The organism is Pseudomonas sp. IPO3778, from assembly GCF_013386825.1.
Lineage (GTDB): Bacteria > Pseudomonadota > Gammaproteobacteria > Pseudomonadales > Pseudomonadaceae > Aquipseudomonas.
In genome coordinates this window covers 1-26,085 of record NZ_JACARC010000067.1, presented here as the reverse complement: position 1 = coordinate 26,085, position 26,085 = coordinate 1, and the positions used below count along the sequence as shown (strand labels likewise).

General features: G+C 60.8%; 24 protein-coding genes. 17 read left to right on the top strand and 7 right to left on the bottom strand.

Going from position 1 to position 26,085, the window contains the following annotated elements:
* The first annotated feature begins 191 nt into the window (after positions 1-191).
* The 8 genes from HX855_RS28920 (at position 192) to HX855_RS28885 (ending at position 8,599) form a co-directional block, all read left to right on the top strand.
* A complete protein-coding gene (locus tag HX855_RS28920) occupies positions 192-1,271 on the top strand; it encodes a serine hydrolase (RefSeq protein WP_177090540.1) in 1,080 nt (359 codons plus the stop codon).
* Complete coding sequence (locus HX855_RS28915) at positions 1,268-1,582, top strand: amidase (protein WP_177090538.1); 315 nt, start codon at positions 1,268-1,270, stop codon at positions 1,580-1,582. The genes HX855_RS28920 and HX855_RS28915 overlap by 4 nt, the downstream gene beginning before the upstream one ends.
* Positions 1,583-1,881: 299 nt before the next feature.
* Positions 1,882-3,057, top strand: coding sequence for a M20 aminoacylase family protein (locus HX855_RS28910; protein ID WP_177090536.1), 1,176 nt, complete (start codon positions 1,882-1,884; stop codon positions 3,055-3,057).
* A gap of 56 nt (positions 3,058-3,113) precedes the next feature.
* Positions 3,114-4,424, top strand: coding sequence for a citrate-proton symporter (locus HX855_RS28905; RefSeq protein ID WP_177090534.1), 1,311 nt, complete (start codon positions 3,114-3,116; stop codon positions 4,422-4,424).
* Positions 4,421-5,863, top strand: coding sequence for an amidase (locus tag HX855_RS28900; protein WP_177090532.1), 1,443 nt, complete (start codon positions 4,421-4,423; stop codon positions 5,861-5,863). The genes HX855_RS28905 and HX855_RS28900 overlap by 4 nt, the downstream gene beginning before the upstream one ends.
* 64 nt (positions 5,864-5,927) lie before the next feature.
* Positions 5,928-6,698: a helix-turn-helix domain-containing protein gene (locus HX855_RS28895; protein ID WP_177090530.1), complete on the top strand. Its 771-nt coding sequence runs from the start codon at positions 5,928-5,930 to the stop codon at positions 6,696-6,698.
* Between the two features lie 160 nt (positions 6,699-6,858).
* Positions 6,859-7,440: a YceI family protein gene (locus tag HX855_RS28890; RefSeq protein ID WP_177090528.1), complete on the top strand. Its 582-nt coding sequence runs from the start codon at positions 6,859-6,861 to the stop codon at positions 7,438-7,440.
* 1 nt (position 7,441) lies between these two features.
* On the top strand, positions 7,442-8,599 hold the full coding sequence (locus tag HX855_RS28885; RefSeq protein ID WP_177090526.1) for a phosphatidylserine/phosphatidylglycerophosphate/cardiolipin synthase family protein: 1,158 nt from the start codon (positions 7,442-7,444) through the stop codon (positions 8,597-8,599).
* 162 nt (positions 8,600-8,761) lie between these two features.
* Here the strand turns inward: HX855_RS28885 and bglX are convergent, their stop codons facing one another.
* Positions 8,762-11,053 (bottom strand): beta-glucosidase BglX, encoded by a 2,292-nt coding sequence (gene bglX, locus HX855_RS28880; protein ID WP_177090524.1) that lies wholly within the window; start codon positions 11,051-11,053, stop codon positions 8,762-8,764.
* 214 nt (positions 11,054-11,267) lie between these two features.
* Here bglX and HX855_RS28875 point away from each other — a divergent pair, with 214 nt between their 5' ends.
* From HX855_RS28875 to HX855_RS28850, 6 genes are all read left to right on the top strand, one after another.
* Positions 11,268-11,876 (top strand): LemA family protein, encoded by a 609-nt coding sequence (locus HX855_RS28875; protein ID WP_010176647.1) that lies wholly within the window; start codon positions 11,268-11,270, stop codon positions 11,874-11,876.
* Positions 11,876-12,604, top strand: coding sequence for a YgcG family protein (locus HX855_RS28870; RefSeq protein WP_177090522.1), 729 nt, complete (start codon positions 11,876-11,878; stop codon positions 12,602-12,604). The genes HX855_RS28875 and HX855_RS28870 overlap by 1 nt, the downstream gene beginning before the upstream one ends.
* 28 nt (positions 12,605-12,632) lie before the next feature.
* On the top strand, positions 12,633-13,250 hold the full coding sequence (locus tag HX855_RS28865; protein ID WP_177090520.1) for a TPM domain-containing protein: 618 nt from the start codon (positions 12,633-12,635) through the stop codon (positions 13,248-13,250).
* A gap of 250 nt (positions 13,251-13,500) precedes the next feature.
* Positions 13,501-14,787 carry a colicin-like pore-forming protein gene (locus HX855_RS28860; protein WP_177090518.1) on the top strand — a complete coding sequence of 429 codons (1,287 nt, stop codon included), beginning with the start codon at positions 13,501-13,503 and terminating at the stop codon, positions 14,785-14,787.
* A gap of 90 nt (positions 14,788-14,877) precedes the next feature.
* The gene (locus tag HX855_RS28855; RefSeq protein ID WP_177090516.1) at positions 14,878-15,444 is read left to right on the top strand and encodes a hypothetical protein; all 567 of its coding nucleotides are present in this window, start codon (positions 14,878-14,880) and stop codon (positions 15,442-15,444) included.
* A gap of 126 nt (positions 15,445-15,570) precedes the next feature.
* Positions 15,571-16,788, top strand: coding sequence for an SAM-dependent methyltransferase (locus HX855_RS28850; RefSeq protein WP_177090514.1), 1,218 nt, complete (start codon positions 15,571-15,573; stop codon positions 16,786-16,788).
* A gap of 106 nt (positions 16,789-16,894) precedes the next feature.
* Here the strand turns inward: HX855_RS28850 and HX855_RS28845 are convergent, their stop codons facing one another.
* Complete coding sequence (locus HX855_RS28845) at positions 16,895-17,794, bottom strand: DMT family transporter (protein WP_177090513.1); 900 nt, start codon at positions 17,792-17,794, stop codon at positions 16,895-16,897.
* Between the two features lie 325 nt (positions 17,795-18,119).
* On the opposite strand from HX855_RS28845, the gene HX855_RS28840 reads away from it, so the two are divergent.
* Both HX855_RS28840 and HX855_RS28835 read left to right on the top strand, forming a co-directional pair.
* Positions 18,120-18,701, top strand: a complete 582-nt coding sequence (locus HX855_RS28840; RefSeq protein WP_177090511.1) for a DJ-1/PfpI family protein — start codon at positions 18,120-18,122, stop codon at positions 18,699-18,701.
* Positions 18,702-18,717: 16 nt separating this feature from the next.
* Entirely contained in the window at positions 18,718-19,035 is a 318-nt protein-coding gene (locus HX855_RS28835) for a ribbon-helix-helix domain-containing protein (protein WP_169387283.1), read from the top strand.
* Positions 19,036-19,194: 159 nt separating this feature from the next.
* On the opposite strand, the gene HX855_RS28830 is transcribed toward HX855_RS28835, so the two are convergent.
* The 5 genes from HX855_RS28830 to HX855_RS28810 all read right to left on the bottom strand — a co-directional run bounded on the left by HX855_RS28830 (position 19,195) and on the right by HX855_RS28810 (position 25,321).
* On the bottom strand, positions 19,195-21,753 hold the full coding sequence (locus HX855_RS28830) for a TonB-dependent receptor (protein WP_177090509.1): 2,559 nt from the start codon (positions 21,751-21,753) through the stop codon (positions 19,195-19,197).
* Between the two features lie 128 nt (positions 21,754-21,881).
* A complete protein-coding gene (locus HX855_RS28825) occupies positions 21,882-22,850 on the bottom strand; it encodes a FecR domain-containing protein (protein ID WP_177090507.1) in 969 nt (322 codons plus the stop codon).
* Positions 22,847-23,386, bottom strand: coding sequence for an RNA polymerase sigma factor (locus HX855_RS28820; protein ID WP_177090505.1), 540 nt, complete (start codon positions 23,384-23,386; stop codon positions 22,847-22,849). Before HX855_RS28820 ends, HX855_RS28825 begins: the two co-directional genes overlap by 4 nt.
* Before the next feature lie 237 nt (positions 23,387-23,623).
* Positions 23,624-24,511 (bottom strand): dihydrodipicolinate synthase family protein, encoded by an 888-nt coding sequence (locus HX855_RS28815; protein WP_177090503.1) that lies wholly within the window; start codon positions 24,509-24,511, stop codon positions 23,624-23,626.
* A 27-nt stretch (positions 24,512-24,538) separates the two neighbouring features.
* A complete protein-coding gene (locus tag HX855_RS28810; RefSeq protein ID WP_177090501.1) occupies positions 24,539-25,321 on the bottom strand; it encodes an aldolase in 783 nt (260 codons plus the stop codon).
* 104 nt (positions 25,322-25,425) lie between these two features.
* Here HX855_RS28810 and HX855_RS28805 point away from each other — a divergent pair, with 104 nt between their 5' ends.
* The gene (locus HX855_RS28805) at positions 25,426-25,968 is read left to right on the top strand and encodes a helix-turn-helix domain-containing protein (protein ID WP_177090499.1); all 543 of its coding nucleotides are present in this window, start codon (positions 25,426-25,428) and stop codon (positions 25,966-25,968) included.
* Positions 25,969-26,085 lie beyond the last annotated feature (117 nt).

Here is a 26,085-nt window from a genome sequence, read left to right as displayed (position 1 = left end):
CCGTGTGGTGGGGCAAGAGCCCTTTTGGTTACTTTTGGGGCTCTTTTCCAAAAGTGACCCGCCGTAAGGGCGGAACCCATAGTGGCCGTTACCTAAATAACGGATATGTACCCCCCTCCCAAGCCCCGTAACAAAACCGTCACCCCCCTGGGCTAGGCTCGCGGGCTTGAATGCCCCCGAGTCCTCATTCCATGTTCAAAGGCCTGCTCTACGCCGCGCTGCTGTTCACCCTGACGGCCCACGCCGAAACCTGGCCGTCCAAAGACTGGCCGCAAGGCGAGCAACTCACCGGCCCGGCCGCCCAAGCCCTGGATGATTACGCTTTCCCACCCCGCGACAACACCACCCGCAAAGGCATCCGCACCGACGCCTTGCTGGTCATCCGCGACGGCCAAATCATCTACGAACGCTACGCCACCCCCACCACCGCCAACACCCCGCACCTGACCTGGTCCATCAGCAAAAGCCTGATGGCCACGGTCCTGGGCGTGGCCTTCGGCGAAAACCGCTTCAAACTCACCGACCCCGCCGCACGCTTTTACCCACCAATGAAACAACACCCGAGTGTGACCATGGCCGACCTGCTGCACTGGGCCTCGGGCCTGGACTGGCAGGAAGACTATGAATACGCCCCCCTGAAGTCCTCAGTGGTCGCAATGCTCTACACCCGCGGCCATCGCGACATGGCTGAGTTCACCGCCGACACCGCCACCTTCGGTCCCCCCGGCCAGGCCTTCCGCTATTCCAGCGGCGACAGCAACCTGCTATCCGCCACCCTTAAAGGCATGCTCGGCCATAAAGCGTACGTCGACTACCCGTGGACCGCGCTGTTCCAGCCACTGGGTATCCGCAATGCCACCTGGGAAAGCGACGCCGACGAAACCTTCGTGGCTTCCTCATACGCCTACCTCACCGCCCGCGATTTGGCGCGCGTAGGCCTGTTGATGCAACGCGACGGCCGCTGGGGCGATCAGCAGTTGCTGCCCAAAGAGTGGGTCGCGTTCAACCGCCAACCGTTCGACAAGTACAAGGCCGGCCAGGACGACGCCGTCCCCGGCGGCCAATGGTGGCTCAACCGCGAGGTGCAAGGCGCCGCGAGGCCCTGGCCGGATGCGCCCGCCGACACCTTCGCGGCCCTCGGTCACTGGGGCCAGGCGCTTTACGTGATGCCCGAAAAACAGCTGGTCATCGTGCGCTACGGCGATGATCGCGACGGCAGCTTTCGTCACAACGAACTCCTCAAGCGCGTCCTCGCGGCGGTGCAACCATGATCCGTCGTCGCCCCTTCATCAGCCTGCTGATTCTGCTGCTACTGGCGTTGCTCGGTTGGGCCTGGCACGAGCGGGTCAACCTGCAAGCCTTCCCCGACATCATCGCGGCCTACACCGCCAAGGAGTACTGCTCGTGCCGCTATGTGGAAGGCAATCCCGCTGACTATTGCGTGGGGTATGTGAAGCAATACGTACCCACCAGCGCCTTCACCGACAACCCGGAAAAACACGAGGTCACCGCCAGCGGCCTGGGCCGCACCCACAGTGCCCAATGGCTGGGCCAACGCGAGGGCTGTCGCCTCAGGCCCTGATGCAGTCACACCGAACCTGTGGCGAGGGGGCTTGTCCCCCGTTGGGCTGCGTAGCGGTCCCAAAAAAGCGGGAGTGCTGCGCACTCCAACGGGGGGCAAGCCCCCTCACCACAGGACAAGCCTCCTCACCACAGGACAAGCCCCCTCGCCATAAGAATCTCACCGGCCGCTGGTTCAATGCCCCGGGCTGAGGTTCCACAGGGTGGAACCACCTTTGATTGTCCTCCTGTGCGCATCGCGGTTATCTGGCGGTGTGCAACGAAAAAGAACGGGAACACCCGCCTGCGAGGAGAATCACCATGAGCCCACACCAGCACATCCTGGATTGGCTGAGCGATGTCGCCAGCGACCTGCACGCCGTGCGTCAGGACATTCACGCCCACCCCGAACTGGGCTTTGAAGAAAACCGCACCTCCGCCCTCGTGGCGCAATCCCTGCGAAGCTGGGGTTATGAGGTGCACACCGGCATCGGCCAGACCGGCGTGGTCGGTGTGCTGCGCAATGGCAGCAGCTCGCGCACGCTGGGCATTCGTGCCGACATGGACGCCTTGCCGATCATCGAAAACACCGGCGCTGCCTACACCAGCCAACACGCCGGCTGCATGCACGCCTGCGGCCATGACGGCCACACCACCATGCTGCTGGGCGCCGCCCGTTACCTGGCCGCGACCCGTCAGTTCGATGGCACCCTGAACCTTATTTTTCAACCCGCCGAAGAGGGCCAGGGCGGCGCCGAAGCCATGCTCGCCGACGGCTTGCTGGAGCGTTTTCCCTGCGACGCACTGTTCGGCATGCACAATATGCCGGGCCTGCCTGCCGGCCATCTGGGGCTGCGGGTCGGGCCGATGATGGCGTCCCAGGACCTGCTCACCGTGACCCTCGAAGGCGTCGGCGGTCACGGTTCCATGCCGCACCTGACGGTAGACCCGCTGGTGGCCGCCGCCAGTATGGTCATGGCGTTGCAGACGGTGGTGGCGCGCAATATCAATGCCCAGGAAGCCGCCGTAGTGACCGTCGGTGCCCTGCAAGCGGGCCAGGCGGCTAATGTAATTCCCCAACAGGCGCTGTTGCGCCTGAGCCTGCGGGCCCTGGATGCGAGCGTACGTGAGCTGATGCTGGAACGGGTCAAGGCGATCATCCTGACCCAGGCCGCGAGTTTCGGTTGCACCGCACAGATCGAACATCGTCCGGCGTATCCGGTGCTGGTCAACCACCCCGACGAAACCGAATTCGCCCGCCAGGTTGGCGTGGCCTTGCTGGGTGAAGATGCCGTCGATGGCAACACCACCAAGCTGATGGGCAGCGAAGACTTTGCCTGGATGCTGCAACGCTGCCCCGGCAGTTACCTGTTTATTGGCAACGGCGTTTCTCGGCCGATGGTCCACAACCCCGCCTATGACTTCAACGACGACATCTTGTTGACCGGCGCTGCCTACTGGGGCGCGCTGGCCGAGAGCTGGCTCAAGCCCGCCTGACAACCTCCTTTTTCTGCCGCTGGACCCTTTCCCAACAGGTTGAATGGAGTGTTCCCATGCAGGCTACAAAACAAGGTGTATCGCGCACCCGCCAAGTGGTGGCGGCCGTGATCGGCAATGCGCTGGAGTGGTATGACTTCATCGTTTACGGCTTTCTGGCCAGCATCATCGCCCGGCAGTTTTTCCCTTCGGAAGATGAATACGCCTCGCTGCTGATGGCCCTGGCGACGTTTGGCGTAGGCTTCTTCATGCGCCCGGTGGGCGGGATTCTGCTGGGCATGTATTCGGACCGCAAAGGCCGCAAGGCCGCGATGCAGTTGATCATTCGGCTGATGACCGTCTCCATCGCGTTGATCGCTTTCGCCCCCAGCTACGCCGCCATCGGTATGGGCGCGCCGATGCTGATCGTGGTCGCGCGCATGCTCCAGGGGTTTGCCACCGGCGGCGAATACGCCAGCGCCACGGCGTTCCTGGTGGAGAGCGCGCCGGCCCATCGCAAGGGCCTGTACGGTTCCTGGCAGTTGGTGGGGCAGTGCCTGGCGGTGTTTGGCGGGGCGGCGATGGTAGCGTTGGTCACGCACTTCTTCGAACCGCAAACCCTTGAAGTGTGGGGCTGGCGCTTGCCATTCATCTTCGGCTTGCTGATTGGCCCGGTGGGCTTGTGGATCCGTCGGCACATGGAAGATCCCGAGGTGTTTATCGAGGCACGCAAACAGGCAAAAGGCGCGGCGCCAAGCTTGATGGACGTCATCCGCGATCACCGTCGCAGCATCCTGGTGTCGATGGGCCTGGCGTGCGGCGCGACGGTGTCGTTCTACGTGGTGCTGGTGAACATGCCGACCTTCGCCCACAAAAACCTCGGCTTGCCGCTGGACCAGGTGTTGATGGTGCAGATGTTTGCCGTGGCGCTGATGACCGTGGTGATTCCGCTGTCCGGCCTGCTGTCGGATCGGCTGGGACGGCGCCCGGTATTGATGGCGTTCACCCTGGCGTTTTTCGTGATGGTGTACCCCCTGTATGTGTGGGTCGCGGCGGCACCGTCCATCGAGCGTCTGCTGGTGATGCAGGTGATGCTGTGCACCGCCATCGGTGGCTTTTTCGGCCCTGCACCGACGGCCCTCGCCGAGCAGTTTCCCATCGAGGTACGCTCCACCGGCGTATCCGTGGCCTACAACGTGGCGGTGATGGTGTTCGGCGGTTTTGCGCCGTTGATCGTCACCTGGCTCAGCAAGGTGCTGGGCACGCCGGTCGCCCCGGCGTTTTATGTGCTGTTCGCTTGCGTCCTGACGCTGCTGGGCACTTACTGCATGCATGAGGCGCCACGGGCGAAACGCCCGGCGCCGTTTTCCAGCGAGGTGAAACCTTGAGTATTGTTGAACTGGACGCCATCGAACTGTCTCGGGCGATCCACGCGCGGCAGGTGTCCTGCCATGAGGTGATGCAGGCGTATTTGGCCCAGGTCGAGCGCTTCAATCCGGCGGTGAATGCGTTGGTCTCGCTGCGTTCCGATGAGGACGTGCTGGCCGAAGCGATGCAGCGGGACCTGGAGTTGGACCAGGGCCAATCCCGCGGCTGGATGCACGGCATGCCCCAGGCAATCAAGGACCTGGCGGCCACCCAAGGGCTGCGCACCACACTGGGTTCGCCGCTGTTCGCCGAGCATGTGCCCGCTGAAGACGCGATCAGCGTGGCGCGGGTTCGGGCCAGTGGCGCGATCATTATCGGCAAGACCAACGTGCCGGAGTTCGGCCTGGGTTCGCAGACCTACAACAGCGTGTTCGGCACCACCGGCAACGCCTATGACCCGAGCCTGGTGGCCGGTGGCAGCAGCGGCGGGGCGGCGGTCGCGTTGGCCCTGCGCATGCTGCCGGTGGCTGATGGCAGCGACATGATGGGCTCGCTGCGAAACCCTGCGGCGTTCAATAACGTGTTTGGCCTGCGTCCGTCACTGGGCCGGGTGCCCCATGGGCCCGCGCCGGAGCTGTTCGTCCAGCAACTGGCCACAGAAGGGCCGATGGGCCGCAGCGTGGCGGATGTGGCGCGGCTGCTGAGCGTGCAGGCCGGCCACGACCCTCGGGTGCCGCTGTCGCTCAAGGAGAGTCCGGCGGTATTCGGTGAGCCGTTGCAGCGCGATTTCAAGGGCGTGCGCCTGGGCTGGCTGGGGGATTACAACGGCTATCTGCCGATGGAAGACGGCGTGATGAGCCTGTGCGAATCGGCCCTCAACGACTTTGCGGCGCTGGGTTGCGAGGTGGAACACTGCCAGCCGGAATTCTCCCTGGAGCGTCTGTGGCAGACCTGGCTGACGCACCGCCATTGGCTGATCCAGGGCTCCCTCGGCGCGGCGTATGCCGACCCGCAAAAGCGCGCGCTGCTCAAGCCTGAAGCACAATGGGAAGTGCAGGGCGGTTTGCAACTGACTGCGGCCGACGTCTACCAGGCCTCGGTCAGCCGCAGCGACTGGTACCGCGCCCTGGGCAAACTGTTCGAACGTTACGATTTCCTGTTGCTGCCCACCGCCCAAGTGTTCCCTTTCGATGCACAACAACCCTGGCCGCGCATTGTCGCCGGGCGCGAGATGGACACCTATCACCGCTGGATGGAAGTGGTGATCGGCCCCACGCTGGCCGGTCTGCCCAGCATGAATGTGCCAGTGGGTTTCAACACCCAAGGCTTGCCCATGGGCCTGCAAATCATCGGCCCGGCCCAGGCCGACAGGGCGGTGTTGCAACTGGCGTATGCCCACGAACAACTGACCCGCTGGGTGCAGCGACGGCCGCCCGCGTGCCTCGCCCCGACCGGCTGAGCCGGGACGGGCCTGTATCTTGCTGTGAAATCAGATCATCCATCGGCATCAAGGAGATCGACACATGGGCAGCGACGCCGAGACGGGAACCGTACGTTCAGTGGCGCGGGCACTGGCGATCATCGAATTGCTCGGCGAGCACCAGGCGCTGGGGCTGGAGGAGTTGCATTACCTGACTCACCTGCCCAAGGCCACGGTCTCGCGGATGCTGCTGACCTTGCAGGAGCAGGGCTGGATCTATCGCGGCCTGAGCGACCGGCGTTACCGCCTGCGGGCCCGGCGCCTGTTCGGCGACACCCAGCAACGTTTCAAGCGCCAACTGGTGGAAAGCGCCGCACCGTGGCTGCTGGACCTCAGCGAGCGCACCGGCCTGGTGGTGGACCTGTCGAGCTTCGACGGTGAACGCCTGGAGGTGATGGAAAGCGCGATCCCCACGGTGCTGCGCAAGCTCTACCCGAACAATTGCCAGATCGTCGGCCAGCACGCCAGCCTGTTTCACTCGGCCATGGGCAAGGCGTGCCTGTCGCAGCTGTCGGCCGATGAAGTGCAGCGCCTGGCCGGCCGTGAACGGGTGGCGGAAGATGACCAATACCGGGCGTGTGAACAATCCCAACACCAGGGCTTTGGCCAGCGCACCGAAGGCTACTGGGAATACCCGGTGCGCCTGCCGTTCCTGATTCGCGCCGTGGCCTTGCCGGTGCGGGCCAACGGGCGATTGGTGGGCAGCATGGCGCTGCATTGGCCGATGGATCAGGCACCGGTGGAGCGGGTGTTGAGCCTGCACCTGGCCAGCCTGGAGTCGACCATTCGGGATGTGCAGCAGGCGTTGGCCTGACCACCGTTCCCCTGCAGGCGCGAGCTTGCTCGCGAAGAACTCACAGGCACCGCGTTCATTCAGAAGGCGCGCGTCATCGTTGGCAACCTTCGCGAGCAAGCTCGCTCCTACAGGAGGTCTTTGTTACTGTTCGTTCAGGTTTTTTGCCCCACGAGTCTTTATGTCCCTGTTCAAACCCATGGCCTTCCTGCTGCTGGCTGCTGCCACCGTGCCCGCTCACGCCAACTGGTACCTGGACAACGAGTCCTCACGCCTGTCGTTCGTCACCACCAAAAACACTGATATCGCCGAAGTGCAGCGCTTCCTGGTGCTGCACGGCAAGGTCGACAGTAAGGGCGCGGCACAGCTGGAAGTCGAACTGGAGTCGATCAACAGCGGCATCCCGCTGCGGGATGAGCGCATGCGCAATGACCTGTTCGAGATCAAGTCTTTCCCCGACGCCGTGATCAACGCGCAGATCAACCTGCAACCCATCAACGACCTGGCCCCCGGCGCGCAATACGAGTTGCGCCTGCCACTGTCGGTGACCCTGCACGGCAAGACCCAAACCTATAGCGCCGAGTTGTTGGCGACCCGTCTGGATGACCGGCGCTTCCAGGTGGTCACCCTGGAACCGTTGGTGGTGCACGCCGAGGACTTCGATTTGCTGCCGGGTGTCGCCGCGCTGCGCAAGGCCGCCGGGCTGTCGCAGATCAGCTTGTCGGTGCCGGTGGGTGCGGTGCTGATTTTCACGGCGCGCTGACATGAGCGGCGCAGTGTTCCCGTGGCGCAGCGCCAACCGTTTCGAGTTGATGATCGACGGTCCGAGTTTCTTTCCGCGCATGCTGGAAGGCATCAATCAGGCCCAGCAACAGGTGGCGCTGGAGTTGTATCTGGTGGAGGCGGGTGCGTGTGCCGAGGCGATGGTTCAAGCCTTGGAGGCCGCTGCCGAGCGTGGTGTGCGGGTGCGTTGCCTGTTCGATGACTACGGCAGCCTGGCGTTTACCCTGGGCTTGCGCCGGCGGTTGATCGACGCCGGGGTAGACCTGCGCTTCTACAACCGCCTGAGCTGGCGCCGCTGGATGCGCAACCTCTACCGGGACCATCGCAAGCTGTTGCTGATCGACCAGACCATCGCGGTGGTCGGCGGCACCGGCGTGACGGATGAGTTCTGGACGCCCGGGGAAGACACCGCCGACTGGCACGAAGTGATGGTGCAGATCAGTGGCCCGCTGGTGCTGGATTGGCAGGCGTTGTTTGACCGCCAATGGCTGGCCAACGAGGATCGCCGGGCGTGGAAACCGGCGATGCATTTTGGCCTGCCGCGCTTGCCCAAGCTGCCGGCCACCGGGCCCGGGATGGGCCGTGTGGCCTATGCAGATGCCCGCCAGCATCGGGATATTCTGCAATCGCTGATCCGCGCGCTGAACAGCGGCCACCGGCGTATCTGGCTGGCCACACCGTATTTCCTGCCGACCTGGAGTGTACGGCGTGCGCTGCGACGGGCGGCGGCGCGTGGGGTGGATGTGCGATTGCTGTTGACCGGGCCACGCACCGATCACCCGTCCGTGCGGTATGCCGGGCATCGTTACTACCCGCGCCTGCTCAAATCCGGGGTGCAGATCTTTGAATACCAGCCGTGCTTCCTGCACTTGAAAATGGTGTTGGTGGACGATTGGGTCAGCATCGGTTCGTGCAACTTCGACCACTGGAATCTGCGCTTCAACCTGGAGGCAAACCTGGAAGCGTTGGACCCGGAATTGACGCTGGCGGTGGCGGGGAGTTTCGAGAGGGATTTTGCCCAAAGCCTGGCGGTGAGCCTGGAGGCGTGGCAGTCGCGGCCTTTGTGGCGGCGGGTGAAGCAGCGGGTGTGGGGCTGGATTGACCGGTTGGTGGTTAACCTGCTGGACCGGCGCGGCTAACCAGAACACCCGATACAAAGGTGGGAGCTGGCTTGTGTGGGAGCTGGCTTGCCTGCGATGCAGACACCTCGGTACTTCAGATGCACCGAGGCGATGCAATCGCGGGCAAGCCCGGCTCCCACACAAGCCAGCTCCCACACTGACCGCGTTTACAGCGTTAGATCAAAGCAGTTCGAAGCTCTGCTGCTTCACATCCTGGGAATCCAGCCCAATCTGCACATTGAATTCGCCCGGCTCAGCCGCAAACTTCAGCTGGGTGTTGTAGAACTTCAAGTCTTCCTCGGTGATGGTGAAGTGCACCGCGCGCTCTTCGCCCGCCTTGAGCATGATCTTCTGGAAGTTCTTCAATTCCTTAACCGGGCGAATCATCGAGCCGGCCACGTCCTGGATGTACAACTGCACCACGGTTTCGCCGTCGACCTTGCCGGTGTTTTTCACCACCACGGTGGCGTCGAGCTTGCCGGACTTGTTCAGGGTGGTGGACGACAGCGCCATGTCCGACAGGCTGAAGCTGGTGTAGCTCAAACCATAACCAAACGGAAACAGCGGCCCGGTGATGTCATCGAAGTACTGCGAGGTGTAGTTGCCCGGCTTGCCTGGTGTAAACGGCCGGCCAATGCTCAGGTGGTTGTAGTAGGTCGGAATCTGCCCCACCGAACGCGGGAAGGTGATCGGCAGTTTGCCCGACGGGTTGTAGTCACCGAACAGCACGTCAGCAATTGCATTGCCGCCTTCGGTACCGGCGAACCAGGTTTCCAGGATCGCGTCAGCCTGTTCGTTCTCGTCGACAATCGACAGCGGACGGCCATTCATCAAGACCAGCACCAGCGGTTTGCCGGTGGCTTTCAGGGCCTTGATCAAGTCGCGCTGGCTTTGCGGGATATTCAGGTCGGTGCGGCTCGACGACTCGTGGGACATGCCACGGGACTCGCCCACGGCCGCCACCACCACGTCGGCGTCTTTGGCGGCTTTCACCGCTTCGTCGATCATCACCTGGGACGAGCGTGGGTCATCCACCACTTCCGGGGCATCGAAGTTCAGGAAGTTGAGGTAGTCGACCACTCGCTTGTCGTTGGTGATGTTGGCGCCACGGGCATAGATCACTTTGCCTTTTTCACCGATCACGGCGTTCATGCCGTCCAGCAGGGTCACCGATTGTGCCGGTTTGCCGGCAGCGGCCCAGCTGCCCATCATGTCGATCGGCGCCTTGGCCAGCGGGCCGACCAGGGCGATGGTCGCGCTCTTTTTCAGTGGCAGGGTGTTGTTCTGGTTTTTCAGCAACACCTGGCTGCGGCGCGCCACGTCACGGGCATCGCTGCGGTGCAGGCGGCTTTCGGCGTAGGTGTCGGCCGGGTCATCCTCGGCCTTGCCGATGCGCAGGTACGGGTCGGCGAACAGGCCCATGTCGTACTTGGCGCCGAGCACTTCGCGTACGGCGTTGTCGATGTCGCTCTGTTCGATCTCGCCGGATTTCAGCAGGCCCGGTAATTCCTTGCCGTAGAGCGAGTCGTTCATGCTCATGTCGATGCCGGCCTTGATCGCCAGCTTGGCGGCTTCACGCCCGTCCTTGGCCACGCCGTGCTTGATCAGCTCGAAGATCGCGCCATGGTCGCTCACGGCCAGGCCCTTGAAGCCCCAGTCCTTGCGCAGCAGGTCGTTCATCAGCCAGGTGTTGGCCGTGGCGGGCACGCCGTTGATCGAGTTCAGCGCCACCATCACGCCGCCGGCACCGGCCTTGATCGCGGCGTGGTAGGGCGGCAGGTAGTCCTGGTACATCTTGACCGGGCTCATGTCGACCACGTTGTAGTCGCGACCGCCTTCCACTGCGCCATACAGGGCGAAGTGCTTGACGCTGGCCATGATGCTGTCGGCCTTGGCGGGGCTTGAGCCCTGGAAGGCCTTGACCATCACTTCGGCAATGCGCGAGGTCAGGTAGGTGTCTTCGCCAAAGCCTTCGGAGGTACGGCCCCAGCGCGGGTCGCGGGAGATGTCGACCATCGGTGCAAAGGTGATGTCGAGGCTGTCGGCGGACGCTTCCTGGGCGGCGATGCGCCCCGAGCGGCCGATGGCGTCCATGTCCCAGCTGGAGGCCAGCGCCAGGCTGATCGGGAAAATCGTGCGGTGGCCGTGGATCACGTCATAGGCGAAGAACATCGGGATCTTCAACCGGCTGCGCATGGCCGCGTCCTGCATCGGACGGTTTTCCGGGCGGGTGATGGAGTTGAAGGTGCCGCCGATGCGACCGGCGGCGATTTCCTTGCGGATCAGCTCGCGGGGCATTTCGGGGCCGATGCTGATCAGGCGCAATTGGCCGATCTTTTCATCAAGGGTCATCTGCTTGAGCAGGTCACTGACGAAGGCGTCCTTGTCCTTGAGTACTGCGGGCTTTGTTTCGGCTAATACGGAATGAGTGGCCAAACTGACAACAAGGCCCAGCAAACACAGCTTCTTCATGAAAATCCTTTCTCGCAGCCTTGGGACCGGAGAGCGTCTATTGTTGTTCGGGTGTTGTTCAGATAAATGCAGCACACTTCTGAACTCTTATTGGCGCTGGGCATCTTTTAGCTGATTGGCACGATGCAATCCAGTGGGTGGTGGCGGATTATGCCCTAAGCCCGTGGCTAAAACGTCAGTCGGTAAATTTCATAGGTTTGGCAGGAGAAACACCATGCAAGCAGCACAAGGTTACCGCTGGGGCTGGAAGGCCGTGGCATTGATACTGGTGAGCACCGTGCTGAGCGGTTGCGGCATCAACAAGATCCCGACCCTGGACGAACAGGCCAAGGCGGCCTGGGCCCAGGTGCAGAACCAGTACCAGCGGCGCGCCGACCTGATCCCTAACCTGGTGGAAGTGGTCAAGGGCTACGCCGCCCATGAACAAGACACCCTGACCGCCGTGATCGAAGCGCGGGCCAAGGCCACCTCGATCCAGGTGGACGCCAGCACCCTCGACAACCCGGAAAAACTCAAGCAGTTCCAGCAGGCCCAGGACGGTTTGAGCGGTGCACTCAGCCGCTTGATGGTGGTGTCCGAGCGCTACCCGGACCTCAAGGCCAACCAGAACTTCCTGGCCCTGCAATCCCAGCTTGAAGGCACTGAAAACCGCATCAGCGTGGCCCGCCGCGACTTTATCCAGGCGGTGCAGGCCTACAACACTGAAATCCGTACCTTCCCCGGGCGCCTGTGGCACAGCGTGATGTACAGCGACTTGCCGATCCGCGCCAACTTCGAGGCCACCAGCGCCGATGCCGATAAAGCGCCGCAAGTGAAATTCTGATGGGCCAGCGCGCTTGGCTGCTGGCGGCGGTGCTGCTGGCCTTCAGCCTGACCGCCCAGGCCGCCCTGAATTTCCCGGCGTTGACCGGGCGGGTGGTCGACAACGCCCAGATGATCGATCCGGCCGTGCGTGCGCAACTGACCCAGCAATTGCAGGCGCTGGAACAGACCAGCGGCGACCAGATCGTGGTGGTCACCGTGCCCGACCTGCAAGGCGTGCCCATTGAAGACTTCGGTTATCAACTGGGCCGCGCCTGGGGCATCGGGCAAAAGGGCAAGGACAATGGCGCACTGCTGATCGTCGCCCGGGATGAGCGCAAGATCCGTATCGAAGTGGGTTATGGCCTGGAAGGTGTACTCACGGACGCGCAGTCCTGGGTCATCATCAACCAGGTGATCGCCCCGGCGTTCAAGGCCGGCAACTACAGCAAGGGCATCAGCGACGGCGTGGGTGCGATGTTGCAGGTGGTGGGCGGCGACCCGCTGGCGGTGCCGGCGCATGTGTCCGATGCCAACTTCGCCACGCAAAACCCGGGCATTTCCTTCGGTCTGTTTATCCTGTTGCTGGTGGTGTTGTGGCTGTGCAATCGCATGGGCCTGCCCGTTGGCGCTATCCTGCTGGCGATTCTCAGCAGCAGTGGCCGTGGCGGCGGGGGAGGCGGCGGCGGTGGCGGTTTCAGGGGCGGCGGCGGTGGTTTTGGTGGCGGTGGCGCCTCGGGCGGCTGGTAATGACAATAACGAGAGAGCATCAACAACCATGGCACTTCTGAGTCAACACGAGCAACGCCAGGTCGCCGAGGCGATCGCCCGGGTCGAGCAACAGACCGACGCCGAACTGGTGACCGTGCTCGCGGCCCGTGCCGACGACTACGCCTACATCCCGCTGTTGTGGGCCAGCCTGCTGGCACTGGTGGTGCCGGGGATCATTCACTATGTGTCGGGCTGGTTGAGCATGTACACCTTGCTGCTGGCGCAGTGGGGCACGTTTGTGGTGCTGTGCCTGGTGTTCCGGTTGCCCAGGGTCACCACGCGGCTGATCCCGCGCTCGGTGCGGCATTGGCGTGCGTCCAACCTGGCGCGCCGGCAGTTCCTGGAGCAGCACCTGCACCACACACTGGGCAGTACCGGGGTGCTGATCTTTGTCAGCGAGGCGGAGCGGTATGTGGAAATCCTGGTGGACAAGGGCATTTCCACGCGCCTGGATGACAGCAGTTGGGATGGGATCGTCAAGGATTTCACCCGCCAGGTGAAGCAAGGCCAGACGTTGGCCGGGTTTATCAGCTGCATTGAAGCCTGCGGCGAGTTGCTCAAGGAGCATGTGCCGGTGACCCATGCACGCAATGAGTTGCCGAATCGGTTGGTGGTGTTGGAGTAGGTTTTGCGCGAAATGTAGGGGAACTCTTAAATCGTCCGCAGTTATTGTCGCAATATAAGGTCATTTGATTTCCTAGGATTTGCTTCCTAAGAGTGGGTAGGTGCTTTCCGATTTCAGCGGTGGGTATTGATATCCACCTAGTTTGGAAGCGAGTCTTTTTGAAGATGGACTGTTACTACTCCAGCGCAGCATTGGGTTGGTCGTTTTTGCTGTTAGGAGGCTCTCCATCCTCAATCTGAAGGAGATCGAAATGACGCAAAATACAATTACGTTGCCACCTACCGTAGTGACACCTGACTTACCCCCCTTTAATCCTCCTATTCTGATTCCTGGAAGCGCTTGGATACCCCCATTTCTAACAGGGGGCGTAAATGTGCCTGCGAGCGGTGATGTAGAAGCGTTCTTTAGCAAAAAGGGTGTTCAACTTGCCGAGTCCACGGTATCTGTTGTTGCGACGATCATTGAGGCTCAACTGAGAATTGAACAGTCATATTTAGCGTATTTGCCGCAGCTCACTACCGATATAGATGTCGAAATTGCTGCCGTTACTGAGTCCGGCGATTTTTCTGAATTAGAGATAATTAAAACTGAAAAACTTGCTGTGGAAAGTCTGATTGTGCAGGCGACAGTTGAGCTTGCTAATAGCGGTGTTGTGGCAGTGGCTTTTTTTGGTAGACACCCGCTAGGAGTCGAAATAGCTAAAAGTGCGGTTGATTTTGTGAATGTATTACAAACCTCTCGTCACTCTCGAAATGTTGCCCTAGATATTTATAAACGATGGTCCGAATCTGTGATGGCTGCATACAGAGTAAAAGTGCTGGAGGAAAAAATTCGCATCCTTACTGAAAAGTCGAACGCCCTAACCTTGTCCATCGCGAATACTCAAGATAAAGAGGATACACGTATAGCCACAGAGGCCGAAGCGAAACGATTGGCTGAAGAGCAAGCAAGTGTCGCGGCAGAAGATGCTCTTTTAAAAAGTGGAGCTTTGTTTTTAGCGGATATCAATAAAGATATTCTTTTAGCGTATGGTGAGCGCATGAGTAAAGTTGCGCTTGGCATGCAGGATAATATTTCGGGGAAAAAAGTTAGAAGCTACCCTGAGGCGATGGCAACCTTTGAACAGGTGCGCGCTAACCCCGGTATTCGACTCGACGCTAAAGACAAGGAGGCTGTGTTGAGTTCACTCAAAATTTTGGACCAAGCCACGCTTGCTGACAATGTCACTCGATTGGGTAAGGCATTTGGTGTCGTTGGAAAAATTGACCAGATCAACAATATTCGTGAAGGGGCCATGGAGGGCGTTGAAAGTGGAAATTGGAAACCTCTTGGCCTGGAACTTGAAAGCATCGCCTTGGGTATGGGCGCCGGAGCTGTATTGGCGGCGAGCATGGCACTACTTTCTCCGGTGTTTGCAACCACAGTGGCAGGGGTTGTGATAGTGGCGGTGATGATGGCGCTGGCTGCAGCCTATTTCGATTCTGAGAAGGTTGATGAAATAAATACCGTGATATTGATGGGGCTGAATAATACATAGGGCCGAAGAGTTTTATGGTATGGGCCCGGCATTTCAGTGTGGCGGGTTCGATACCAAAGCTATAAATATAATTACTGTATGGAGCAATGCATGAAAAAAAACAGCCTAATTCAGGTCTTTCATGTTCCTTATTTTTTTATTGTGATTTGCGTGATGCCTTTGCTGCTGGTTGCTAATTTCTTGCCTGCTCATGCAAATGGCGAGGTGTATTTGTGGATAGATGGTTTTTTAGATGGGTATTTATTTGGGCAGGTAGGATTTTGGTCTTCGAGTTTTCCATTTAGTTCAAAGGTGTCCTCAAACTATATAAGTATTTTCGGTCCTTTTTTTGCTGCTATTGCTCTTCGGAAGAGTTGTAGGGGAGTCTTTATTGATCCCGAACAGTATCATGGCTTGACACTTAAAAAGTATGCTTTTGCGTTGGTGGTGTTTCTAGCTTTTTTGGGGATGTTCTTTTCGATAAATTATTTCGAAAGCATTGATTTGGTGATGCATAATTTTAAATTTCGCCGCTTTGGTTTAAATTCAACGTTGTATTCGTTATTCGTGTCAAGTATGTTTTTGAGTTTTTATGGCGTCGCACTCTGTGGGTATTTCGCTTTCTTTTACGTCCCGGGATTATTAATCAAGCGCTATAGGGCTGCCCGGGAAGAGTAGGGCTGGCGTTGCGATGTTGAACGAATGACAACGATTACGTTTTGGCCGTGGATCAAATAATCCCGTGCCCAACCGCCCAGTTCACCCTAAAATGCCCGGCATTCCCTGCCCGAGGCGTTTTTGTTCATGTCTGCCACTGCTAAACCTGCCAGCCCCGCGCCGGATCATCACGCGCAGTTCCTCGAACTGCTGAGCGTGAGCCTTGAGCAAAAAGCCTTTATCAAGCTGGTGCTGGCCAAATATGTGGGTGAAGAGCCCGACCTGCAGAAGCTGATCATCAAGCAACTGACGGTCAAGGATCAGCCTTGCCTGTCCTTCGTCTATCGCTACAAGACCCGCGACATCACCAAGAACTTCTCCCTGGAAGACGGCGTAGGGGCGATTGCCGAGCTGCTGCCGGCCTCGTTCAAGAACGCGCACCTGCTCTCGGTGACCGACGAAGCCCAGTTGGAATACAGCAAGAAGAACAAAAGCTCGCTGTTCAAAAGCAAGCCGCAGCAACTGCGCGAGGCGCCGTCTGCCGAGCACAACCGCGAGAAGAATCGCTTCCTGGACCTCACTCGGCCGTTCCTGGCCGACCTTGGCGTGACCAACGCCAAGCACGAGCTGATCCCGGCGATGTCGCGCAAGTGGAAGCAGATCAACAAGTTCATCGAAGTGTTCAGCCATGCGCTGACCACTTCACCGTTGAAGCTGGACCAGCCGGTGCGGGTCGCGGACTTTGGTTCGGGCAAGGGCTACCTGACCTTCGCCATCCACGATTACCTGCGCAACACCCTCAAGGCCGAGGGCGAAGTCACCGGTGTGGAATTGCGCGAAGACATGGTGACCCTGTGCAACAACGCCGCCGCCCGCCTGGACCACCCGGGGCTGGTGTTCAAGTGCGGGGATGTGCGCAGCGTTGCCCCCAGCGAACTGGACGTGATGATCGCCCTGCATGCCTGTGATATCGCCACTGACTACGCGATCCACACCGGCATCCGCTCCGGCGCGTCGATCATCATGTGCTCGCCGTGCTGCCACAAGCAGATTCGCCTGCAGATCCAGAGCCCGGTGCTGCTCAAGCCGATGCTGCAATACGGCCTGCACCTGGGCCAGCAGGCGGAAATGGTCACCGACAGTTTGCGGGCGTTGTTCCTTGAAGCGTGCGGCTATGAGACCAAGGTGTTTGAGTTCATCTCGTTGGAGCACACCAACAAGAACAAGATGATTCTTGCGGTGAAACGTGCCGAGCCGGTTGACCCGGCGCAGTTGCTGGTGAAAATCCAGGAGCTGAAAGCGTTCTACAGCATCACCGAGCACTGCCTGGAAACCCTGCTGCGGGCGGACGGTTACCTGGCCTGAGAACGACGCTGACCAAAATGTGGGAGCTGGCTTGCCTGCGATGCAGGCACCTCGGTGTATCAGGTAAATCGAGGTGCCTGCATCGCAGGCAAGCCAGCTCCTACAGTTAGGCTGCGCTGGCCTTGGGCGCCGGGGCAGGCTTCACACTGGTCTTGCGCCCCAACATCACCGTCACAATCACGCCGCAGGCGAACAGCCAGGTAATCGGCTCGATGTGCTCGCCAAAAAACAGCGCTGAAAACGCGATGGTGAAAAAGATCTGCAACAGCTGAATCTGGCTGACCCGGGCAATGCCGCCCATGGCCAGCCCGGCGTACCACGCAAAGAATCCCAGGAACTGCGAAAACAGCGAGACATAGCCGAACGCCCACCAGGTGCCCATGGAAATCGGTCCTTGGTGTTGCAGCGCCAAGTAGGCCACCGGGCCGATCAACACTGGCGTCGACAGCACCAACGCCCAGCAGATCACCTGCCAGCCGCCCATCTCCTTGGCCAACCGGCCGCCCTCGGCATAACCCAGGCCACCCACGGCAATCGCCCCGAGCATCAGCAAATCGCCCGCCTGGATACTCCCGGCCCCGGTGATCAACGCATAACTCAGCACCAACGCACTGCCCAGCGCCGCACAGGCCCAGAAGGCTTTTGACGGCCGCTCATGGGACAGCCACGCCGCATACAGCGCCACGCACAATGGCTGCAACCCGTTGACCAGTGCGCCATGGGACGCCGGCAAGGTTTGCATGGCCCAGGCCGACAGCACCGGGAAACCCAGGATCACCCCGGCAATCACCAGCGTCAGCCCGCGCACCTGGCGCCAGGTGGGCCAGCGCTCACGGCGCCACAACAACAATGCCGCCGCCGGTACCGCCGCAAACAACGCCCGGCCCAGGCCATTGAGCAGCGGGTGGATTTCCTGCACCACGATACGGGTGAAGGGCAGGGTGAGGCTGAAGATGATGACGCCCAGCAGGCCGAGGGCCATGCCGGTATTTTCGCGGGAGCGCATGGAAGGAACCAGAATCGAGTGGGTCGGAAGTGGACCTTCATCTAGCCACAAAGCCCGGAAAACGCGGGCTTACAGCTGGGTGCAGATTGATCCGTACAGTTTTGAACGGGCGACTCGGTTCATGTGGGAGCCGTCGAGCCTTGGCGAGGCCGCGATGGGATCAACGCCGTTTACCTGTCAGGCCGAGGTGTCTGCATCGCGGGCAAGCCCGGCTCCCACACAAGCCGGGGGTGCTGGTGTAGTAGCGGGCCATTACCCGGATCAAGCCTGCGGGTCTATCTTGACTACTCTTGTCTGCCCAACCGTTCAACCGGAGGAATGTCCCATGGCCGCGAAAAAAATCCTGATGCTGGTCGGCGATTACGTCGAAGACTATGAAGTGATGGTGCCGTTCCAGGCGCTGTTGATGGTGGGGCATACCGTGCACGCCGTGTGCCCGGACAAAACCGCCGGCCAGACCGTGCGCACGGCGATCCACGACTTTGAGGGCGACCAGACCTACAGCGAAAAACCCGGGCACCTGTTCGCCCTGAATGCCGACTTTGCCAAGGTCGACGCCGCCGACTACGACGCGCTGCTGGTGCCCGGCGGCCGTGCCCCCGAGTACCTGCGCCTGAACGAAAAAGTCCTGCAACTGGTCAAGGCGTTCGACCAGGTCGGCAAGCCCATCGCCGCGGTGTGCCACGGTGCGCAACTGTTGGCGGCCGCCGGTATCCTCGAAGGCCGTGAGTGCAGCGCCTACCCGGCCTGCGGGCCGGAAGTGCGACTGGCGGGCGGCACGTTCATCGATATCCCGGTGACCGACAGCCATGTTCAGGGCAATCTGGTGACTGCCCCGGCGTGGCCGGCGCACCCAAGCTGGCTGGCGGGCTTCCTCGGCCTGCTGGGCACCAAAATCACCCTGTAAACCGGAGGTCATCGCCATGTGCGAGCTGTACGTCAAGGCCGACCCGATCCTCTACGAGTCCCGCTCGCGCTCCCTTCGCATCTGCGGCGTGGTGACCACCGTGCGCCTGGAAAACCAGTTCTGGGACATCCTCAGCGAAATCGCCGAGGTGGATGGCATGACCACCAATCAACTGATCGCCAAGCTGTATGAAGAGGTGATGGACTACCGGGGCGAAGTGGTGAATTTCGCTTCGTTTTTGCGGGTGAGTTGTACGCGGTATTTGAGCCGGCAGCGGGTTCATGCCCCAGAGCTCAGCCTTGTTAATACACGAGGTGGCGCGCAGAAGATCTAAATGTGGGAGCGGGCTTGCTGTGGTGAGGGGGCTTGTCCCCCGTCGGGTTCACCACAGATGGATGGGGCTGCTTCGCAGCCCAACGCGGGGCAAGCCCGCTCGCCACAGCAAGCCAGCTCCCACACTGATCGGGTTTCCAAGCCGAATGCGGGTGAAGGGTCAGAAGAACCGCGTCACGCTGATCTTCGCATCCCGGCCTTTGGTGTAGGCGCGGTCGCCGCTCAGGGCCGGGCGGAAGTTGTTGTTGAACAGGTTGTCCACGGTGAAATTCACCTCGGTGCCCTTGAGGTAAGCCTGCTGCGGCTTCCAGCTGGCGAACAGGCCCTGGGTGTTGTAGCGCTTGTTGCCGTACTGGTCGTAGAACAGGTCGCCGATGCTGGTGCCCGGGCCACCGGAATACTTGTCGCTCGGCAAACGGCTGGTGGCGCCGACGAACTGCCCCTGCCAGCCCACCTGCGCATCCAGGCTCGGGATCTTGGTGCCGAGCACGATCACCCATTTGGTCGGCGGAATATCCCGCGCCCAGACGTCCGGCCCCCAGGGGTTGGTGTAGGCGCCTTCGTGTTTGCCGGTGGTGTAGGCGAAGGACACCGAGCCGAACACGTAGGTGGAGTCATAGAAACTTTCGGCCTCGAAACCCTTGATGGTCATGCCGCCGATGTTGCGGTAGTTGGACATCGCTCCCGGTGGGCAGGCGCTGGAAATCGTCCCGCCGTTGACCGCCTGATTCTGGCAGCCCACACCCGTGTTCTTGAAGATCTCGTCCTCGACCTTGTTGTGGAACAACGTGGTACGCAGTTGCAGGTTGTCGCCGTGGGTGAACACGTCGGCGAAGCTTGTGACGTTGCCCAGGGTGATCGAAGTGATGCGCTCCGGGTCCAGGTCGAGGCTGGTGGCGGTGCGGCTGCCCAGGCCCTGTACTTCATACTGCTCGTCGATCACCGGGGCGCGCCAGGTGCGGCTCCAGTTGGCAAACATTGCCACGTTCGGGGTGATGGTCCAGTACGCCGCGAGGCGGGGCGACCAGCCGGTGTAGGTGCGGTCGCTGTAGTCGTGGCCGATGGCCGGGTCCGGGCTGCTGTAGTACGGCGCGTCGTTGGCTTCGCCGCGGTTGCGCACATGGTCATAGCGCATCGACGGGGTAATGGTGACATCGCCCAGCGTCACTGCGTCCTGGATAAAGAAGCTGTTGGTGTCGACCTTGCCATGGGGCATGAAGCCCGGCTGGAAGTGCCCGTAGTTGTATTTGGGGGTGTTGTAGGTGGCGCCGGGCATCCACATTTCGGTTTCCCGGGTGTGCTTGCGGACCTGCACTCCGGTGGTTACCGCGTGCTGCAACTGGCCTGTGGAAAACAGGCTCACGTTGCGTACGTCGAGGTTCTTGTCGTTGTAGGAGGTGTCCATCTTGCGCCCGCCGGTGGCCAGCTGGAAAAACGCTGTGGCGTCACGCTCGTCGGTCTGGTCGGTGTTGGACTCGGAGTACTTGATGGTCAAGTCCACCAGCGGGTTGTCCATCGGCTGGTATTCGTACTTGCTGCTCCAGGTGGTGTCGACGGTGTTGCGGTTGGCCAGGAAGCGTTTCAGCGCGGCTTCGTAGCCATAGCGGTCGATGTTGGCCTGGGTGGGTGGCGTCGGGTAGCTGGCGGCGGAGAAGGGTGTCCAGCGCTGGCTGTTGGAGCGTGAATACGACAGGCCCAGGCTGTGCTCGTCGGTGAAGTGGGCGTTCACCTTGAACAGTTTGCCATCCACGTTCTGGGCGCTGTTGGGCAGGCGCTTGGGGTTGATCGGGTACTGGTTGTTATCGTTGGGCAGGGTGGCGGCCAGCTTCATGTCGCCGCCGTCGCGCTGGGTCAGGTAGGCCAGGGCGTCGAAACGTCCGTCATCGGTACGCCCGTACACCGCGCTGCTGTAGACCTGTTCGTGGTCGTTGCTGGAGTAACCGTACTTGAGCATGGCGCCGCTGTTGCGTCCGTCCTTGAGCAGGTCCGGGGCATCCTTGGTGGTCATGTTGACCGTACCGCCAAAGCCGCCGTTGCCGCTGAAGGCCGAGTTGGGGCCTTTCTCCACTTCGATGCTCTTGATCAGCTCGGGCTCGATAAACACCGTGCCTTGCTGGTAACGCTCAAACCCGCTTTTGGTGGCGCCGTCCACGGTCAGCGGCACGTCTTCGGCGTCGCCGAAACCGCGGATGTTGATGGTCTGGCCGCCGGGCTTCAGCGAGCCGCCCTGGCTGATGCCGGGCAAGGTTTGCAGCAGGCTGGGGATGTTATTGGACTGGTAACGGTCGATGTCGGCCTGGCTCAGGGTGGAGCGGCCGACGGTGGTGGAGTCGACCTCGTTGCCGGTGCCGATCACGCTCAGGGCTTCCAGCTGGATCGCGCTGCTGTTGGTGGTCTTGCCTTCTTCGGGCCGTACCACGTAGGTGCTGCCGACCTTGAGCAACACGAACTCGCCGTCCTTGAGCAGGGTGCGAATCGCCACTTCCGGGGTGAAGTCGCCGTTGATGGCCGGCGCCTGGACATTTTTCAGCAGCGTTTCATCGAACAGCAGCTGGATTTTCGCTTGCTGCGCCACCTGGCTCAGGGACGTGGCCAGGGACTGGGCCGGCAGTTGCAGCTTGAACGACTCGGCCTGGGCACTCAGGCTGAAGGCCAGGCAGGCGGCAATGGCGGTGGGTCGAAGAAACAGGTGCTGGACGTGGCAAGGCGCGCGAAACATGAAATCCCCCGGAGTAGCCAAATGGCCAAAAAGGTGTGCGTATCAAACGCAGACCCGAGGAAGACGCGGCAGGAAAAATAATCCTCACATGCGAATGCAAAATATTCTCAAGTAAGATTTCCGCAGGATTATTTGCGGGGTTCGATCCTGATATTGCCGTCGGCCAATGCCACGGTTTTCACCGGCAACAGGGCGGGCAGGGCGTTGAGCAGGGCGTCCGGGTCGTTCACATCCAGATTGCCCGAGACCTTCAACTGCGCCACCGCGCTGTCCACCAGCAACGGCGCCTGGGGCCGGTACAGGCTCAACTCGTCCATCAAACTGGCCAGCTCGCGATTACGAAACGACACATGCCCGCCACGCCAATCGGCGACCTCGCCGGCGCTGAGAGTTTGCTGCTGCAGGGTGCCCTTGGCGTAACTGAACGTGGCGCGCTGCTGGGCGCCGAGCAACGTGGCGGGCACCTTGGCATCGGCGTCGAACGCCACTTGGCCGTGGGCCACGCTGACCACTAGTTGCTGCTTGCTGCGCCGCACATCGAAGCCGGTGCCGACCACCCGCACATTGGCTTCGCCGGCCTGCACGAACAGCGGCCGCTCCTTGTCGGCGGCCACCTCGATATACAACTGGCCTTGATCCAGGTGCACGATGCGCTGGTGACTGTTGAAGTCCACCCGCAAGCGCGTGTTGGCGTTGACGTACAAGGTGCTGCCGTCGGGCAGGTGCAGGGTACGCATGCCTTTGGCGTGGGCCGCGACCTGAGTGTGGAACAGCTCGCGTGGGGCACCGAGATTGCTTGCCAGCAGGGCACACACCACAGCAGCCGCCACCGCCAGCGCCGGGCGCCACACGGGCGTTTTACGTACGGGCAACGGTGTGGGTTTGTTCAGTTGCTGCAACTGGGCCAGGTCGGCCCACAACTGTTCGAACTCGGCATAGGCGCGGGCATGGGCCGGCTCGGACTGCCAGGCGGCAAACGCCTTGCGGTCGGCGCGGCCCGCGTCATTGCGGTTGCGCGCAAACCAGCTGGCGGCCTGGGCATCGATGGAGTCACTGGCCTCGATTTCACAGGTGTCGATGTCGCTCAGGCGGTTCATTCTGGCTGCTCCTTGCCCTGTTCTTGTTGAAGTCGCTGCTTGCAATGCAGCAGGGCGAAGGCGATGTGCTTTTCCACCATGCTGACCGAAACGCCCATGCGCTCGGCGATCTTGGCCTGGCTCAGGCCTTCGAAGCGGTGCAGCATAAGGGCTTCTCGCCTTCTGGGCGAGAGTTCAGCGAGGACTTCTTTCAACTGTTCCAGGCGTTGCAGGCGCTGCGCGGCAGCCATGGGATCGTCTCGCGAGTCGCTGACAGGTTCGGCATCCAGTTCCGCCTGTTGCTGGTGGACGGTGTGCCGTACCTTCTGTTTACGCCAGTGATCGCGCAGCAGGTTGCGCGCCATCTGGAACAGAAACGCCCGTGGCTGCTCGACCTGGGCCCGGTCGCGGTAGTCCAGCCATTGGGTGAAGACATCCTGGGTCATGTCTGCCGCGTCGCTGGCGTTGTCCGTGCGTTTGCGCAGGAAATGCAGGATATCTGCATAAAACCCGCGAAAGGCATCGGCCGACAGCGGGTCGGGCTTGGGACGAGACATGGATATCCTTCTTGACGAAGCACGACGTAGAAAAGTCGCGAATGATATCGAGAATTATTGTCATTTGTCTCTATTGAAATGCTGCAGGTGGATGCGGGCTAAATGTGGGAGCGGCGGTGCGACGATTCGACTTGCTCGCGAAGGCGGAGTGTCAGTCACCTGATGTGTTGGCTGACTCACCGCCTTCGCGAGCAAGTCGAATCGTCGCACCGCCGCTCCCACATTTTGGATCGCGTTTCAGCGCAACAGCGTCAGTAGCTCTTGAAGCTGAACCCGGCCAGCCTCACCCAGCGGGAACACCGGCAAGCGTGGGGCCCCGGACTCCAGCCCCGTCAGCCGCAAGCCGGCCTTGATCGTCGCCGGCAAGCCGCCTTTAAGGATGAAGTCCAGCAACGGCAACTGGCGATAAAACAGCTCCCGCGCTTTCGTCAGATCATTGCTGAGCACGGCTTCATACAACGCCAGATTGAGCTGTGGAATCAGGTTCGGCGCCGCCGTGCACCAACCTTTCGCCCCGGCCGCAAACGCTTCCAGCGCCAGCGGGTTGCAACCGTTGTAGAACGGCACCTGGCCGTCGCTGCGCTGTTGCAACTGGTGCATGCGCTGAATATCACCGGTGCTTTCCTTGACCATGGTCACATTGTCGACGCTGTTGACGATGCGCAGGATCAAGTCCACCGACAGGTCGGTGCCACTGGTGGCCGGGTTGTTGTAGAGCATGATCGGCACGCCGATGCTGTCGCCGATGGCGGCATAGTGGGCGAGGATTTCCGCTTCGCTGAGCTTCCAGTACGAGGCCGGCAATACCATCACCACGTCCGCCCCGTGGCTTTCGGCAAACCGCGCACGGCGCACGGCCTTGGCGGTGGTCAGGTCGGAGACGCTGACGATGGTTGGCACCCGTTTGCCCACTTTCTGGAGGCTGTAGGCTGCGACTTCATCCCACTCTGCATCACTGAGGTAGGCGCCTTCGCCGGTGCTGCCCAACGGTGCGATGGCGTGCACGCCGCTATCGATCAAGCGGTCGATGGAGCGCCCGAGGGCGTCCAGGTCAATGCGCTGGCCGTCGGCGCTGAACGGGGTGATGGTGTAGCCGATAATGCCGTGAATAGAAGGGCTGGACATGGAACAGTCTCCGGTCGAAAAAGGGTTTCAGTTCAGGCAATCGGCGTGTTGACGCAGGTTCTGCCGAGCGTAGTAGTTGAACGCGGCGCCATGGCGCTTGGGCTTGGAAATCCAGTCATGGGCTTCGCGGCCCAGCGCAGGCAGGATCGGCTTGATCGTGCCGGCGGCCATTGCCAGCAACTGCAATTTCGCCGCGCGTTCAATCAACTGCGCGATCACACAGGCTTCCTCGATGCTCGCCCCGGTGGACAATTGGCCGTGGTGGGACAGCAGGATGGCGCGCTTGTCGCCCAGGGCGGCGGTGATGATTTCACCTTCTTCGTTGCCCACCGGCACACCGGGCCAGGCTTCCAGAAAGGCGCAGTCTTCGTACAGCGGGCACAGGTCCATGTGGGACACGTGCAGCGGCACTTCCAGCATCGACAACGCAGCGATGTGAGTCGGGTGGGTGTGGATGATGCAGTTCACGTCTGGGCGACCGCGGTACACCCAACTGTGAAAACGGTTGGCCGGGTTGGGCATGCCGTGGCCTTCCAGCACTTCCAGGTCTTCGTTGACCAGCAATAGGTTGCTGGCAGTGATTTCATCGAAACCCAGGCCCAGTTGTTGGGTGTAATAAGTCCCCGGTGCCGGGCCGCGTGCGGTGATCTGGCCGGCGAGGCCGGAGTCGTGGCCATTTTCAAACAGGATCCGGCAGGTGAGCGCCAGCTTTTGCCGGTCGGTCCACGTATTATCCGCCAGGGTGTTTTGCATCTGGGTCAGTGCTTGCTTGACCAGTTGGTCTTTCGGGAGTGCTAATGTCTTGGCCATGTCAGTGTCCTTGTTGGTCGCAAATGACACGAAAGAGACTATATGACACAAAGTGTCATTGGCAAGCATTCATCATCGATTCTTTAATGGATTAACCGCGGCACATGTCTATCCGTTTGAAAATATTGAGAAAAAAACTTGGCGTGACGTTGGAGTCCCTTGCGGAAAAATCCGGGATGACCAAGAGTTACCTATCGAAAGTCGAGCGCGGGCTGAATACGCCGTCGATTGCGGCGGCGTTGAAATTGGCCAAGGCGTTGAATGTGAAGGTTGAGGAGTTGTTCAGTGAGGACAGCGTCAGCCTCGACAGCTACAGCCTGGTGCGTAGCCATGAGCGGCAGGCGTTGTCGGGGACCGATGCGTCACCGGGGTATGCGGTGCTGGCTCATCAGGTCAGTGAGCGTAGTTTGTTGCCGTTCATCATTTACCCGCCGGCGGAATTCACCGACAAGACCTTCAAGGAGCATTTGGGGGAGGAGTTTTTGTTTGTGCATGAAGGCCAGGTGGAGGTGGATTTCATGAGCGAGCGGGTGGTGTTGAACCGGGGGGATGCGTTGCATTTCAATGCGCAGAAACCGCACCGGATTCGATCGGTGGGGGAGGTTCAGGCGCAGCTGTTGGTGGTGGTTCACAGCAGTGACGAGTGATGTTGGGTTTGTGTACATATCCGTTATTTTTGTGATGGCGGCTATTGGTTCCGCTCTTACAGCGGGTCACTTTTGAAAAGAGCCCAAAAGTAACCAAAAGGCTCTTGCACATCCACC